We start from the raw sequence: 17,441 nt of genomic DNA on the forward strand, positions 1-17,441 counted from the left end.
TAATTATTAATAATAGCATTTTACAATTAATATAATATTTATATACTTTTTTAGTATACAAAAAACAATTCATTTTTAACCTATCGATAAAGATGCATTACACACCCTGATAAAAGTATTACAGCTTAAAAATCCATTCATTTTTTTCATTCTCATATAGTCAATCTTTTCATTGAGCTCATGAATAGAGCACAAAATGTAACGGTGTAGACCCAAATGAAATGCACTGGCTAAGGTTTAATTTTAAAAAAAGGAAAAGGAAACAACACATTTTAAACAATGGCAGTTGAATTGGTAGCCATAAAAAAAGCTCCGAACAGTTGTTCGGAGCTTACAATAAATAGTAACCGGGATATATCTTTAATGGATAAATACCTTTTTAGAAATTACTCTTTTTCCATTATTGACATGAATCAAATACAAACCCGACCCAAAATGCTCAAAATTAAAGCCTGAAGTGTTTCCCTTTTTAGAACCATGGATCAATTGCCCATTGCCTTTGTATATCATAACCATAGCATCTTCGCTGATATGAGAGGGATAGATGATATGAACATAATTTTTGGATGGCTGGGGGTAAACCATAAGCTCTTCCACCTCAACCCCATCCTGAGCATCACTTTCAACAATTATCTCCTCTTCTTGATTAAGGGATCCATTGCTAACTCTCAAATTGTTTCCATCACTATAGCCAACACTAAAGTTAACCGTGAGAGGCTCTCCTTTTGCATTGTTACTATTATAAGGAGTCACCTTTAAATTGTACGTACCTTCTTTGAGGTATTTCCCATTATAGTCCAAACCTGGTGAATCACCAAAAATGGCATACGGGGCCTTTCTTTCGGTCCAATTATAATTCTTTTCTCCTGATAATTGGAAGGCCATGGCAGCTAACTGCACCCCTTTTCCCTCAGCTCTAATATTCAACTTTACATCTTTATATAGATTTAGGTCAATATTACTTCCTTCGACTAATGGCATAATATCGACATCCGTATCAGCATTTACTAAAATCAGCTTATCCACTTTGCTGTTGTGAATTACCTTAAATTCTACAGTATACACTTTCCCTCCTATTCCTCTGGTGCTGCTTGATTGGAATGGGTAAGCAATTGCGGATAAGGTATATGCTCCTTCAGGCAAATCTTTTTCGGTATAATCTCCCCCAACATCCGTAAAAAGCGCCAAAGGCTCAACTTTTTCAAATTGAGAATGTGTGACAGGACCGTCTATGGACATGCCTACACCACCTTGGGTTTGCTTGTTTGGCACATTTGCTCTAATATTGAATTTTTTACCTTTATAAGTTGACAAATCAATTGTGGCACCGTCTGTTATTTTAATAATATCATCGTTATCCGTTGCATTTACAAGTGTGAAACTATCTATACTAGCTTCATAAAAGATTTCAAAGCTAATGGTAGACCTTACTCCCTGATTTCCCGTTTGTCCTCTAAATTCAAAAGGGGTGGCTGTTAACTTATAATTGCCCGGAAAAAAATTATAACCAAGGTAGTTGCCTTTAATATCACCAAAGAGTGCGAAAGGTTCTACATTTTCTGTAATCTCATGAAAAGATTTAGTGCAACTACTACATTGGGTTAATGACTCCAACTCCAATTTTACACTACTTACTTTTTCAGGATTAGTAATAACTATAATCGACAGTTTCTTATCCTTGATGGTAGCATAGGCGATTTTATCATTCTCCCGGATTTCTCCTATAATTGAATTCGTACTTGCATCTACTAATAAAAACTTTTCAATTGTTAGGTTTTCAAGAACAGAGACTACCGAAATAGTAGCCTCAGTAGCTTTGTTTTCATCAATATAAGCATTGACTTCTAAGTCACCTTCTTGGTTCGGCAATTGGCAAAAAGTAATTTCACCATTTTCATCCGATATGATCTTATTATAAAAAGTTCCATTGACATCAAAAGATACCTCTTCATTTGCAATTGGAATTCCAAACTGATCCAGTACAGTCGCATTCAAACATATCTCCTCACCTACTAGTCCATTTACAACATAATCGAGAAAAGTAATCGATGAAGGGACCGGCTTATTGCTATCAACAGTAACTGTATCTACAATTGAAGATCCTATACTTGCAATCAATTCATCCGTACCTTTGGTACTTGCCTCAATGCAAAAATGTGCGAACCCTTCTTCATTGGTAATACTGAAACCATTTTGTTTATTGGGCCCTTGAACTTCAAAATCTACTTTTACACCGAATAGTGGGCTCTCCTCTTCGTCTGTCACTAAGGCTTTTACACAATAGGTAGCGCCTTGCTGCTCTTCTTCATTCATTATTAGTTGTAGATTTTGAATTTCAGCAATATCCCCCATGCCCTGGCCTCCCAGATTACCATAAGCATTGTAACTATCAAAACCATATATAAAAACGGCAATAGGTAGGTCAGCGACAATATGATGACTTCCCTCTGTTACTTGAATCTGGGCCCCGGCGAAATTGCTATTCGGTATATCTACAAAAATAGAAGAACCTATTAGGCTCCCATCTATGCGAACTTTCCCTTTTTGGGAAATTGGAACCGCCAAATTAATAAAATGGTTTTCAAATCCTGTTTGGGGAGTACTTACCCAATACTCGTGTTGGTATTGTTCTACCGGAGGAACAAGCATCAAAAAAGGATCTGAGGAGACATCATCCGAGGTCTGACCTTTTGATAGTTGGGCCACCATAACTGAATAATTGGACTCAATTTTAGTGTAAACATTACTTGGAATATTTAAGATCTCATAAGCTCCTTTGCCCAGAGAAAACTCCTCAGAAAACCCATTATTCCCTACAACTTTAACAAGGGTACCATCTTTTGTTGCTAAAACTCTAAAAACATCTCCTTCTTCCCTAGTGGCTAAGGGTACTGTGATGAATGTTTTCCCCAAAGTAGATACCGGGAGAACCTGTTCAATCATTTGATCACAACCATTTGTGAAAAGAGGCACATTTCCACAAGTATGACCACTAAACACTGCTACGGGATTATTAGAAGTAACAGAGGTTCCTGTAAGATCCGAAAAATAAGCATCTGCTGTCAACTGATAGGATTCTCCTTTTTGCAAAAGAACCTGGTAAGGTATGCCGGATTGTCTATTCTGTGTAGTAGTGGTCGGTAGAATGGTTATTTCCGTATTGTCCATGGTCGCAACTACCCCAAAAACAGGAGAAGAGGAGCTATTTGGTGCATAGGAGTTATTCGCCATCACTATGTATTCTTCTCCCAGTACATCAACAGGAAGGCCTAGAAAAGCATCTGTTGAGGAGGACTTTTGATTGAGTCCAAAAACCGCCACTTCTTCTTCTACTATTATATTAATCCCTTTTTTTTCAACCCCATCTTGCTCTGAAGCGATGAATGTATCCGGGATTTTAACGGAAGTAGTTTTATTGGGTAAAACTTGAAAATTTATTATACTGTTATCCGGTAATTTCACATACCCTGAGGTTTCTTTTTCACCGGTAATGTAAAGTTCTAATTTAACATCAACGTTGTCATTATTACGGTTGAACATCAACCAAAATTCCTTACCCTTACTGTCCGGAACTTCAACCTGAGCCTGAGATGTATGAAAAGGAAAAGCAGCCAGTGTAAAAATTAAGCATAAAACAAAGTAGATATTTTTCATAAAAGGCAATTTTTTGAATATTTAACGCACAAATTAACTTGTATAAATTAAATATCACAACAAATCATCCTGTAAGCTTAAGTTATTTTTTAATATAACTGCTTAATTCAACACATTGGATAATTTTAACACCGGTAGGAAATTTCTTTCTTTCTATAAAAAAAATACTAGCTATTTATTTTAAAATTATAATTCAAGCAGGTGATTATGCTATCTATTAACTCCATGACTTCCTCTTTATTGAAACCCAAATTTTCCTTTCCTAAATAGCTGTTTTTTCTTTGAATTTTGTAATTAATCCGTTAAAAACTTCCTTCAAGTGAAGGGAACCGGCCCTTTAATAAATTGATAAAAATGTTCAAATTTAATCAGGCATAAATAATAGGGTTCGTAATAATTGTGGTAATAGCTAGCCAATAAATCAGTTTGGAAGTAGGATAGCACCCTTATGTTAAAGTACAAAACAGCAAAGAGGCGGCTGATTTTGAACTGATTTCAGCACCTAGGCGATTATCTAATGCCTTTTTCGAGAATCAATTTCATTTTACCGAAAAATAAAAAAAGCTCCGAACCAAAGTCCGGAGCTTTAAATTGATCAAAATTTAAATTAATAGATAAATACTTTCTTGGAAATTATCCTGTCACCGTTGGACACATGAATCAGGTACAGGCCTGAACCAAAGCCTCCAAAGTTAAAGCTAGGGGTATTGCCTAGCTTGGCTCCATGGATCAATTGTCCGTTGCCTTTATAGATCATAACTGTAACATCTTCACTCAAAGAAGAGGGATAGAGGAAATTCACTATATTTTGAGAAGGTTGAGGATAGACTTTTAGGTCTTCCATTAAACTGCCATTGGCGGTTTCCCCTTCTAAGGAATTACTCTCTAACTGATCAATGGATTCATTGACTATCCTCAAATTTCCTCCCCCATCAAAGCCGGCCATAAAATTGACAGTTAAACTTTCACCCATAGTATTGTCAGCATTATAAGGAGAGACCATCAATTTATATTTACCTTCATTGAAGTACTTGCCTGAATAATCATTGGCAGGTAAATCTCCAAAAATGGCGTATGGTGCTTTTCTCTCCGTCCAGTTGTAATTCTTAGCTCCGGACAATTGGAAAGTCATGGCTGCGATATTATCCCCTTTGCCATCAGCCCTTATATTCAACTTGACATCTTTGTATTGATTCAAATCAATATAACTACCTTCCATAAGCTCCATAATATCTTCGTCAGTATCTGCATTTACCAGCGTGAATTTATCAATTTTGCTATTATGAATCACCTCAAAATTGACTGATAAGGTATCTCCACCAAAACCTCTTTGAGTGCTTGAATTGAAAGGGAATGCAGAAGCAGCCAAAGAATAAGTACCCTCAGGAAGATCTATTCCAGCATAATCACCATTAGTATCCATAAAAAGCGCGTATGGTTCAATTTTCTCAAATTTGGATAAGTTAATAGGACCACTAATCTCCATACCCACTCCACCCTGTACTTGATTTAGTGGAGTATTTGCTCGTATATTAAACTTCTTCCCTTTAAAAGTGGATAGATCAATAATATCTCCATCCTTAATTTCTATGATATCTGTATCATCAGTAGCATTAACTAAGGTGAAACCTTCAATAATATTATCAAAATAAACTTCAAACTTTAATGTAGACTCCAAACCTCCATCTCCTTGATATCTATTAATTTCATAAGGTGTAGCACTAAACTCATAAATGCCAGGATATAATGCTTTACCTGCAAATCTGCCTACACCTTCTTTAAAAGCCGTATACGGTTCATGAAATTCCGTTCTTGAATATCCATATGGAGAACAAGTGGAGCACCTAAAAAAGTATTGATAAACAAATTTTACAGCACCAACTTTACCTTTATTGGTAATCGCAGCAACGTTGTATCTATTACCTTTTAAAGTAGAATATGGAATTCTTTCTCCATCTTTCAATTCTCTGATTAATGAAAAAGTATTTGCATCTACCAACCAAAAGCCTTCAATGGCCAATTCCCCATTTTCATCAACAACCTTAACAGTTGCCTCCGCTTCTTCTCCTCCATCATAATTGGCAGTGACCATCAAATCACCTAACTCATCCGGAGTACCACAGCGTTCTACCCTACCATTTTCATCAGTGATGCCTTTCCCGTAGAATACACCATTTACATCAAAAGAAACTTCTACACCTGCTAATGGCATTCCAAATTGATCCAATATAGTGGCTGCCAAACATACCTCTTCACCAAGCACTATTTCCACTTCGTTTTCTTCAAACGAAATAATGGTAGGGACTGGAGCGTTATCAGTGACAGTTATCATTGCGGTAACGGTATTCTCGACTGCATAATAGAAGCCGAATTCAAACTCCCCTTCCATATCCGGATTGAAGCAATAATTCAATACTCCGTCCTCATTTGTCATTAAAGACCCGGCAGGCTCTCCATTTTTAGTAACGAATACCTCTATGAGTCCAACAGGGTCTTCGAACTGATCCAAGACCTCTACTTCTAAACATGTCTCCTCATTGAGAACCACTTCACCCTCCGATGGATTAACTGAAATGGATGTAGCAACCAACACCACTTGAATGACCTTAACCGTACCTGTGGCAGGAGTTCCACCTGCATAATTTACAGCAAAACTTAAATCACCCATGCTGTCGGTAACAATACAATAGGCAACTATTCCATTTTCATCACTCATTAAGGTGGCAACAACTTCTCCATTGATTTCAATTGTTACTTCTTTATTTATAAGTGGGTCACCATTTTGATCCAACACTAGGGATTCCACACAGGCTTCCTCACCCAAATTGACCTCAGCAGATATATTGGTTATTGAAATGGCACTGGCTACAAGGTCAGTACCTCCGTCTCCGCTTCCACTTCCACCACCGGAATTGATTACTTTTATATTGGTTGAAGCCGGACTACCTCCTCCGATATAGTTAACTGTAAAAACAAGCAACTCACCATCTTCAACTTCAGAAGTTTTACAGAATTCAGCAATGCCATTTTCATCTGTTATCTCCGAACCGGCAGCTTCTCCATTGATTTCCAGTTGGACTTCTACCCCTTCCATTACATTTCCAAACTGATCTTTAACAGTGGCCGTCACACATACCTGTTGTCCTAAATTTACCTCATTTGATCCGCCATCTATACTTATGGTTGTAGGAACAGAGGCAGGAATCTCTATCATTACGGTAGTTTCGGTTTTATCGCCACCGTCATAATAACTGGTAAATAAAAGGTCTCCACCTTCTTCCGGTGTGAAGCAATATTCAACCATTCCATTCTCATCAGATTCACCGCTATGGATTATATTGCCCATATATTCGATAAATAGCTCTTCATCCTCCATAGGATTGCCAAATTGATCCAATACCTGACTGTTAAGGCATATCTCTTCACCCAAGGTCACCGATTCAGGCAAAGAGGAAAGTAGCACCTGATCCGGTCTAGGAATAGTTGTTGTAACCGTAGCTTCCACAAAATTACTTCCAACTGAGGCGATAATTTTATCGGTTCCCTCATTGGTGGCATCAAAACAGAAATTGGCGATTCCTTCCTTATTTGTTACCCCAAAGCCTATTTTTTCATTGACTCCTTCCACTTCAAAATCAACCCTAACACCGAAAATAGGAATTCCTTCATCGTCTGTCACAGTAGAATTGAAGCAATAGGTGGTTCCTTGCTGGATTTCCTGTTCCAGATCTAAATTAATATTCCGTACTTGTTCTACACTGGCTAAGGCTTGCCCCCCCGGGTATCCATAGGAATCATAACTACCAAAACCATACATAAAAGCGCCAAAAGCCAAGTTTCCAGAAATATTATGTGTTCCTTGAGAAACTTCTACCTGTGCACCAGCATAGGTAGATCCCGGGATATTAGTGAAAATAGATGGGTCTAAAAAACTACCATCCACGTCGATCTTATCCTTTTGAGAAATAGGAACAGCCAGATTAATAAAATGCTTATTAAAACCGACAGAAGGTGTACTTACTGTATATTGATTTTGAAACTGCTCAAATGGAGGTATCAGCATCATAAATGGATCAGAAATCACTCCATCTGATGTTTGACCTTTTGAATATTGGGCAACCAAAATTGCCTGATTGGATTCAATATTTGTAAAAACATTACTAGGAATACTCAACTCCTTAAACTCCCCTTTGGCTAGTGTAAAATCCTGAGTAAATCCCTGAGTTCCTACCACTGATACATTTGTTCCATCTTTAGTCGCTAAAATTCTAAAAATATCACCAGACCTTCTAGTTGACAATGGTGTAGTAACAAAACTTTGCCCTAAAGAAGAGACTGGGGGGATTTGCTCAATTAAGTGGTCACAATAAGTAGTCCCAAAAGGTACATTACTACAGGTGTGTCCACTAAAAACAGAAATGGGAGCATCAGATCTTACGATAGTACCTGTGAGATCTTTTCCACTGATTGCAGCCGCCAGCTGATAAGTTTGTCCTTTCTGCAAGGTGATTTCATAGGGCACTCCTTCGGCTCTTAATCTGGTCCCATTGGCTGGAATTATTGTCACCGTAGTATTGTCCTCAGTTGCTACTACTCCGAGAACGGAAGCTAACGTAACTGTTGAACTCCAAGAAGTATAGGACATAATAATATATTCATTGCCCAAAATATCAACAGGTAGTCCCAAAAAGGCATCCGTAGAAGCAGACCTTTGGTTTAGGCCGTAAACAGTAATTTCATTTTCAGCTATAATATGCACCCCCTTGTCACTAATCTCATCATCTTGATTAGCCAATAAACTTGTGGGTAAATCAACTTTGGTAATTTCTCCAGGTGTGACTGAAAAATCTATTACAACATTATTGGGTAAATTGACCTTACCAGTAGTTGGTACATCGCCTGATATAAATAGGTCTAAATTAACTCCAGAATTATCATTATTCCGGTTAAACATTAACCAAAATTCTTTTCCCTTATTATCGGGAATATCATTCTGAGAATATACTAAGCCCATTGGTAGTATAAGCAGCAGAATAATAAAGGTTAAAACACTGTAAGGTTTTTTCATAACAGACATATTTATGGGTTATATATACATAAATATATATATGTAAAAATTAAGTTAACAAACTCAACTTATTAGTTTTTAATCTTTTACATAAAAATAATAGAAATAGAAAGTACTATAATAAAACCTGTAATAGATATTATAGTCTCGAGAGTAGTCCAAGTTTGTAAAGTTTCTTTCTCACTTATATCCAAATATTTCTTAACCAACCAGAACCCCGAATCATTTACATGAGATAAGATACAAGCTCCTGCTGCTATAGCAATACCTATTAAAGCTTTATGAGGATCAGACATGTTCATATCTATAATTATTGGAGAGATCATTCCTGCAGCGGTCACCATGGCCACAGTGGCCGAACCTTGAATGATACGAATAATAACCGCGATTAGATAAGCCATCACTATAGGGGCTACATTATAGGCTATAAAAACTTCAGCAAGTGCTTCTCCGGCACCACTTTGCACAAGGATTTCTTTAAACATCCCACCAGCACCTGTTATCACAATAATAAGTCCTGCAGGAGCTAGGGCCCTGTCTGAAAATTCAAGCAATTGTTTGGCCTTGTACCCTTTTCTATACCCTAGGAAATAAAGGGCCACCAGGGTAGCTATGGTCAACGCAATAAAAGGATGCCCTAAAAATTGGGCTATTTCTAACAAATAATTATCTCCATTAATATGGCCCGTCTCCACCAATAAATTGGAAGTGGTAGCAATTAAAATTAATATTAAGGGCAGAATAATAATAAATGCTATTAAATAAAAGTCGCTTTTAGAAGCATTACTTGTAGCTTCATCCTTAAATTCTATATGTGAAGGAACAGGCACAAATATTTTCTTAGAAATATACTGACCAAAAATAGGCCCTGCCAATATCGCACAAGGCAATCCCACAATCACCCCAAAAATTATCATCCAGCCTAAAGGAGCATTTAATATTTCCGCAACTGCTACCGGTCCGGGAGTAGGAGGAATAAAGGCATGTGTAACGGCCATTCCTGCTAATAAAGGAATAGCATAATGTAACAATGAATTTCCTGATTTATTGGCTAAGGCATAAACCAATGGAATTAAGATAATAAAGCCTACATCCAAAAATACCGGTATAGAAACAATAAAACCTGTTAGCATTAATGCCCAAGAAGTTCTCTTTTCCCCAAAACCTTTAATTAAAAAATGAGCCATGGTTTGTGCACCCCCGGAGACCTCTAACAATTTACCTAAAATTGCACCAAGACCAACAACAATGGTAATAAAACCTAAAATATCACCCATGCCTTTTTGAAGACTACCTATAAGTTCCATAAAAGGCATACCTGATGCCAAGCCTACAAAACAACTGGCCAATAATAAAGAAATAAAGGCATGCACCTTTAATTTCATCACTAATACCAACAACAACAATATAGACAAAGAGGTAATTATAAATAGATAAAGCGTTTGATCCATGGGTTTATTAAATAAAATATAATAGGGGAAATATAAAATAGCCGAAATAGTAGAATTAATTCGGCATACTAATCAGTATCCTGATAGGCTTTTAAAAATTGACTTAGGTGTTTTTTAAGACCTTCCCAATCTTTGTTCTGTAAGAAAGATTTTGGAACCACAGCACTACCAACACCAACACCAGATGCACCTGCTTTAAAATAGGCTGATATATTGTCCTTGCTGACACCACCGGTAGGCAACAATTTAATAGTATCCAAAGGGCCTAATAAATCCTTGATATAACCCGGTCCCATGGCCGACGAAGGAAACACCTTGACCATATTGGCTCCTAATTTCCATGCTTTATAAACCTCTGTGGGGGTGAAAGCTCCCGGGAATACCGGAACTTGATTGGCCACGCAATATTGAATTACCTCTTGATCTAATATTGGAGTAACGATAAACTGAGCCCCTGCACCTAAAGCAGCATGCAAGTCATTGATGTCACAAACGGTTCCAGCTCCTATATTTAGTTCATCGCCGTATTCATTGACCAAGCGAGCGATATCCTCGGTGGCATTTTTAGAATTCAAAGTGATTTCCATGGTGGAAAGGCCTGAAACTTTAAAACAGTGAGCAACCTGAAGCAAATCATCACTCTCTAAATTTCTGAAAATGGCTACTATGGGAGCTTTATCAAAAGCTTCCCAGGAAAATGTTTTTTTCATTGTTAATATTTTGATTCAAAATTTGAATTTGACCATGAATGACTGATTTACGGACCCACTCTTTGGGTAAAACCTCAGCATGGAGACCCAATATTTCCATTCCTATTGCATAATTTAAATGCAATTTACCTTCGGAACAGAGATAAATTCTGGAATCCTTTTCTTCCACCAAATTACTCAGTTCATTCCCAATCAACAAACCGCTTAAATAATGAAAGTTTTCTTCTTTGGTATAACGACCAAATAATTCGTTCGTTCTCACCTTGAAAAGCACCGATAATAAAGCACTTGAAGCGCCCTCCTCAACCCCAACTTTAAAAATTTCTTGGAACTTTTCGTTTGGCCTAGCGTCCATTTTCACACTTTTTGATAGAATACTTTGATAAGCCATTAATTGAAACACCTCTCCGGTCATGTAGGTTTTGAAGTTGCTGACCTTATATCCTTTTACTTTTATGTGCTTGGAATGGGTCCCCGGTAAAATAAAAACACCCTCACCTGAGAAATTTTCCAACTGCCTCACCACACCTATCAGTTGAGTCTCCTCTCCCCTCATGACATTGTCCGAACTCCTAAGGCCTGACACCAATAGCAAGGAATGGTCAAAATCATCGGAAATAGGAAAGTATTCCAATCCTACCGAATTCCCTTTTACATCTATAGGCAAATCCGCATAAGGCAGTTCCATAATCCCTATACTAGAAGAGGCCATACCCGAGCAAACGATCAACATTCCATCTAAATTAACATGGAGGTTAATGCTCATTTGCTTAATTTCCTTCTTTAATTGGTCGAAATAAAATTTAACTCTATGCTCCTCATTTCCGGATTCTACGAACTTATGGTAGGTAGCTTGTATTCCCGCTTCATTCACATACTCACCTTCTATGCTTGCATCAGTTAAATTGACAATCCGTAATCTGAAAGAACTTGTCCCCCAATCACAACTCAAAAATTTCATCATATTTTCTCAAAATTTATCTAACCCCAGATTTACCAAATCACCTTCAATCTCCTACCCAGAACAGGTAATATCAATGAAAATTATGTCGATTGACTTTTAAAATTAGCTAAAAATATTATTTAATACTTGAAAAGTATAATCATTTAATTCACTGAGATCATTATTTCCCCAGTGCCTATTTATTTTTAGTGTTAAAAAATTTATATGCCTTGCTGTCTTATAAAATACTTGTTATTGCCATCCATTCATTTGGCTCATGCCGTTTTCTTGTATTTTTAAAAGTGAAAAGTAAAAAATAAAGAAATAAAATTGTATTTCTGATGCCAATTAAAGGTAAATCAACTCTTAATTTTCACTGTCTCCCTTAAAAATCTCTTCAAAAAAACCCGTCTTAGCATCCTCTTCCTCAATATTATTTAAATTTATGGATTGCTCGATCGAAGGCCTTAAGGCTTGGACAAAGGCATTCCTTAATATTATCAGAATAGCTTGACCGGAATGAATGTTCGGATTTTCAAAGGTGTTTTCAATGGTGATTTTCGAACCTAATTGGTCCTCTTTTTGGTTTTCGAACAATTCTGCAGCTCCTGCAACAAGGGTTTCCCATAAAACCTGAAGCATATTCCCCTCTTCTTTGTTCCATTGTACCACATCTAAATCTTTAATTAATGGTTTTACATATCCCTTAAAGTTACCATCCTTAGCGGCGAATTCTGTGAATACATTAAACTCTCCTTTTTTTACATCAAAATTCCCATAGGCCCTTAAAAATTCATTCAATCCAACCATATCCACTTTTTCAATTTCAGCATTCATATCAAAGGTAGGCTTTTCGGCTAGCGCATTTAAATTCACATCTAAATTGAATTCACCACCATAGGCACTACCATTTGCATTGAGAGTGGATGGTAAAGAATCTCCTTCAACTGGATCATTGGTCAAATGAGTTGCAAGTATATTTAAATCTGTTATAAACACATCCACTTCCGGAGTAGACAAATTGTCTATATAGTGAATCTCGGCTTGTTTGATCTCAAACCGGTTGATATCCAAAGGCATTAAATCTCGGATCAAATCTCTCAAGTCGGAAGTATCTTGCTTGACTTCCGGCTCAACACTTGGGGTATGTACAAAGTTTAACTTGGGTTGATTCACCAAAAGCTCACCTACTATTTTCCCTTCAAATAAAGCCTTCCAATGAATGGATAGGTCAACATTTGGACATGAGAAAAAGGGTACTGTATCTACAGCGGCAGTTTGGCCTGTGTCTCTTTTTAAAATCTCAATTCCATCAATTACATAAGCGCCCCTGATTAAAGCAATATCTATATCCTCCACTTTGCCAGTATATTCGTCCATATCTTTCAGCTCTTTATTGACGAAATGAAGCACAATACTTGGTAGAAACAACCTTAAAATGAGCAATAAACTAACAATTATCCCAATACTGATTATCGTTTTTTTCCGCATTTGACTTTTTAATTTGAATATATAAACACTAGCACTTAGGGTAACTTAGTGAAGCTAAAAAGGTTTGTTTGCTGAAATTTAAATCGAATCGAGCCTAAGACATCCAAAAAATTGACTCCCAAGTCTAAACTCAAACTTCCTCCACCTTTTTACAAGAGATGCCTACCTTACTATTCCCGATATTACTCCATAAAACGCTTAAGATTTATGTCCCCTAATTGAATCCATTAAAGATTTTCCAAATATCATGCCGAAAGTCCCACACATCAAATTTGGATTAAAGCTTAACCGTCTAGATTAAATTTTGAAAAAAAATATTATAAAAATTCATTTTATGGAATTTTATCATTTTAGTAAAATATTAGTAAATAATTAAAAATATTTAACAATTAATAGTATTTATTTATGCTAATACTTTATAATTAAAGATTTTTTATAATATCAACAAAGTAATATCTCTAAAAAATATAATCATTTCAACTTTTCACCATCGTCAAATTCATTACATCTTTTTTATTTTAAATTATTTTTTTATAATTACAGATTATAATATTATTAATTTTCTAATCAATCATTGTATTTAAACACTAATACAATTTCCTACCCTATAATAATTCACTTTAAATGTGAACGTTACCAACGTTTAAATTCTAAATTTTAATCTATGAATATAAATAAAAGGCTTTAGGAAGTACGAGTTAGAAACCACTTAATTCAGAGTATGATGAGTACTATATAATTATTTTATTATCTAATTTAACTTTAAACCCAAATGTTATGAAAAAAAGTATACTTCTACGGCGAATTGGACGTAGAAATTTATTCACAGGTATTCTACTGGCTACTTTCACCAGTAGTGCCATGTCAATTAACCCGACATTGGCAAAGCCAGATTTCAGTTCATCTACCACTATTGTTAGGGAACACAAATCATTGAACAAATTCCTTTTAGCCGATATTACCATAAAAGGAGTCGTAACAGATATTGATGGCGAACCATTGCCTGGAGTGACAGTATCTATACCGGGAACATCTGTAGGCACTGTTACAGATATTGATGGGAGCTATTCAATGTCTGTACCAGAAAACGCCACTTTGGTTTTCTCATTTATCGGATTTGAGAAACAGACTATCGCTATAGGAAGCCGTACAATACTGAATGTTACGCTAAAGGAAAACATCTCAGCACTTGAAGAAGTAGTGGTAATTGGTTATGGTACACAGGAAAGAAAAGATATTTCAACTGCCATTTCCTCTGCATCCGCAGAAGATCTTAAGGACCGACCCTCCTCTAATTTTGTTCAATCCTTGCAGGGAAAAATGCCCGGAGTAAGAATTTCTAACAATAATTCAGCACCTGGAGGAGGATCGAACATTGTGATCAGAGGAGTAAGTTCAATTAATGCGAGCAACAGTCCACTGATTGTAATTGACGGTTTCCCAATTAAGGATGGATACAATAAAACTGAAAACCCTTTAAATTCTATCAATCCGGCTGATATTGAATCCATAGAGGTATTGAAAGATGCCTCATCAAGTGCCATCTATGGTACACAGGCTGCCAATGGGGTCATCTTGGTCACGACAAAAAAGGGTAAATCAGGTAAACCTAGTATTTCTATCAATGCAACGTCAGGTATTCAATCCATGCTAAATAAGGTAGAAGTATTGAATAGAGACCAATTTTTGCAAATGATGGATGAATCGAGGGCTGCTGCCTATGTAATCGAAGATCCAAATTTCGGTACCAATGACCCGGAGGCTCCGCTTTGGCAATGGACAGATTCTGATGAAACGAGAATCAGCAATTGGACAAATTACTCACAATATTCGGCAGGAATGCAGGACCCGTACCAAATGTTTTACCGCTGGATTACGGTTACTGATACCACAAAAAATAGTCCTCATAATACAGATTGGCAGGATGTAATAAGTCAAATGGGTAAAACAAATGATATTCAACTTTCTGCATCCGGCGGAACAGAGGATATCACTTATAGAATTTCAGGCGGTTATTTTAACCAAGAGGGTATTGTCAAGTCCTCAGGTTATGATCGTTTTTCTTTCAGAGCCAATGTGGACATGAAAGTTAATAATTACCTAAAATTAGGTTTGATGTTGGCACCTTCCCTGGAAAACACAGAAGTACTAGCCAATACTGAAGGAGGTAACACAAGAAACCCGTTTTATAATGCTTTAGGATTGCCTCCTATCTGGGCACCAACGGATGAAAATGGTGTCCCTCACTATTATGGAACAGAAGCCACCTATGAGAACCCATGGTTTTGGAACTTAGATTTTGCAGTCAATCCTTTGGCCAACTTCCAAATTGAAGACAAGCGGAGAACTGTAAAGAATCTGGCCACTTTGTACACGGAAATCAATTTAATGGAAGGGTTAACATTCCGTTCAGAATTCCATACCCAATTTAGATTTTGGGAAAGAAACTATTTCCTTCCAAACTCCATGCCTACGGTCTCACAGCCCTTTTCAAGATCAAGGGGGATTAATCAGGTCACCTCAAGCTTTAACTGGAATTCTCAAAACTTCCTGACTTATACCAAAAGTTTTAATGCCCACTCTTTAAATACAATGGTGGGGTATTCTGTAGATGAGGCCAGTTATAGAAGTACTTATATCAACAAATACGATTATCCCACTGATTTGATTCCTACATTGAACCAAGGGACGACCATTGTAAATGCACAAAATGATGCTCGAACTAATCGTTCTAGTGAATCCATGATCGGTAGTTTTGCACGTGTAATCTATAATTATGACAGTAAATATTATTTTACCGGTAGTATCAGAAGAGATGGCTCATCAAAATTCGGTAAAGACAACCGTTGGGGTATTTTTCCTTCCATGTCTGTAGCTTGGAGAGCATCTGATGAAAATTTCTTTGAACCTTTTAGAGCTGTAGTGAATGACCTTAAAATCAGAGGAGGATGGGGAGTAATTGGAAATGCCGGCATAAGTAATTATCTCGCGCTTAGCACCTTGAATTCAGGGGCCTACGTCTTTGGTTCCGGGTCAACGCTCGCACCCTCATATGTAGATGGGAAAGTAGCCAACTCTACCTTAGGATGGGAAGAAACGACAGATTTCAGTTTGGGTACTGATGTAGAGCTCTTCGACAGCAGAGTGATGTTGAGTGTAGACTATTTCCATAGACTAACTGAAAACATGCTATTTAATCTCCCATTGCCTGTGGTTACCGGTTTTAGCTCCTTTATGGCCAATGCAGGTTCCATGAGGAATCGAGGTTATGAATATGCTATTTCTACCAGAAATATTGATGGCGTCTTTACATGGAGTACTTCTGCCAACCTCTCTTACTACAGGAATCGAGTACTGGATATAGGTAAAGACAAACGACCAATCATCAATAATAATGGTTATACTGCGGAGAACAGACCTTTGGCAGGAATTTGGGGCTATTCAAACTTAGGCGCATTTGATGATTGGGAAGATGTAAAAACATCACCAATTTTCAACCCACAGCAGGCCTTATGGAGCAAAAGATCCAATCCCGGCACACCAAAAGCGGCAGACGTTAATGGTGATGGCATCCTAGATAGCAATGACCAAACCGTAATCGGCCAAAACAACCCTTCATTTGTTTGGGGAATGACCAATAACTTTGGCTACAAAAATTTTGACTTTTCCGTTCATGTCAATGGCGTCCAAGGAGGTGACCTGTCCATGGTTGAATTTGAAAGTATGCTTGGAAGAGGAGGCGGAAGAAGGAGTATGACAACCGAGTATTTTAATAATTACTGGACGCCTTACAGAACTGACGGAGCCTATGCTACTCCTACCAGAAAAAGTGCGGATGGTTCCAGTGTCTCCGGTAGCTTGGTTTTCAAGGGAACTTATGTAAATATTCAAAATGTAGTTTTGGGTTATACCTTACCGAAAGAAATTGCAAATCGAGCAAACATAAACAACTTACGCGTTTATATGAGTGTACAGAATGCTTTCTTCTTTACAAAATACCCGGGTTATAACCCTGAGGTAAACTTCCAAGGAAATTCTGCTTTGTCTCAAGGCATAGACAGAGGAGCATATCCTTTGGCAAGGACCATCAGTTTAGGAATCAATTTGGCATTGTAAAAGACTCT

Annotated in this window: 7 protein-coding genes; 1 reads left to right on the plus strand and 6 read right to left on the minus strand. The window is 37.1% G+C overall.

Annotated elements, in window-relative coordinates; all coding sequences use genetic code 11:
• Window positions 1-360 precede the first annotated feature (360 nt).
• From Q4534_RS02050 to Q4534_RS02075, 6 genes are all read right to left on the minus strand, one after another.
• On the minus strand, window positions 361-3,654 hold the full coding sequence (locus Q4534_RS02050) for a T9SS type A sorting domain-containing protein (RefSeq protein WP_303611502.1): 3,294 nt from the start codon (window positions 3,652-3,654) through the stop codon (window positions 361-363).
• Window positions 3,655-4,261: 607 nt separating this feature from the next.
• Window positions 4,262-8,722, minus strand: a complete 4,461-nt coding sequence (locus tag Q4534_RS02055; protein ID WP_303611503.1) for a T9SS type A sorting domain-containing protein — start codon at window positions 8,720-8,722, stop codon at window positions 4,262-4,264.
• Window positions 8,723-8,808: 86 nt separating this feature from the next.
• Complete coding sequence (locus tag Q4534_RS02060; RefSeq protein ID WP_303611504.1) at window positions 8,809-10,173, minus strand: gluconate:H+ symporter; 1,365 nt, start codon at window positions 10,171-10,173, stop codon at window positions 8,809-8,811.
• A 68-nt stretch (window positions 10,174-10,241) separates the two neighbouring features.
• On the minus strand, window positions 10,242-10,883 hold the full coding sequence (locus Q4534_RS02065; protein WP_303611505.1) for a bifunctional 4-hydroxy-2-oxoglutarate aldolase/2-dehydro-3-deoxy-phosphogluconate aldolase: 642 nt from the start codon (window positions 10,881-10,883) through the stop codon (window positions 10,242-10,244).
• Window positions 10,852-11,847, minus strand: a complete 996-nt coding sequence (locus tag Q4534_RS02070) for a 2-dehydro-3-deoxygalactonokinase (RefSeq protein WP_303611506.1) — start codon at window positions 11,845-11,847, stop codon at window positions 10,852-10,854. Before Q4534_RS02070 ends, Q4534_RS02065 begins: the two co-directional genes overlap by 32 nt.
• A gap of 345 nt (window positions 11,848-12,192) precedes the next feature.
• On the minus strand, window positions 12,193-13,317 hold the full coding sequence (locus tag Q4534_RS02075) for a DUF748 domain-containing protein (RefSeq protein ID WP_303611507.1): 1,125 nt from the start codon (window positions 13,315-13,317) through the stop codon (window positions 12,193-12,195).
• A gap of 777 nt (window positions 13,318-14,094) precedes the next feature.
• Between Q4534_RS02075 and Q4534_RS02080 the strand changes: the two genes are divergently transcribed.
• The gene (locus Q4534_RS02080) at window positions 14,095-17,433 is read left to right on the plus strand and encodes a TonB-dependent receptor (RefSeq protein ID WP_303611508.1); all 3,339 of its coding nucleotides are present in this window, start codon (window positions 14,095-14,097) and stop codon (window positions 17,431-17,433) included.
• Window positions 17,434-17,441: the final 8 nt, after the last annotated feature.

Source organism: Cyclobacterium sp. 1_MG-2023 (assembly GCF_030546805.1).
Classification (GTDB): Bacteria; Bacteroidota; Bacteroidia; order Cytophagales; family Cyclobacteriaceae; genus Cyclobacterium.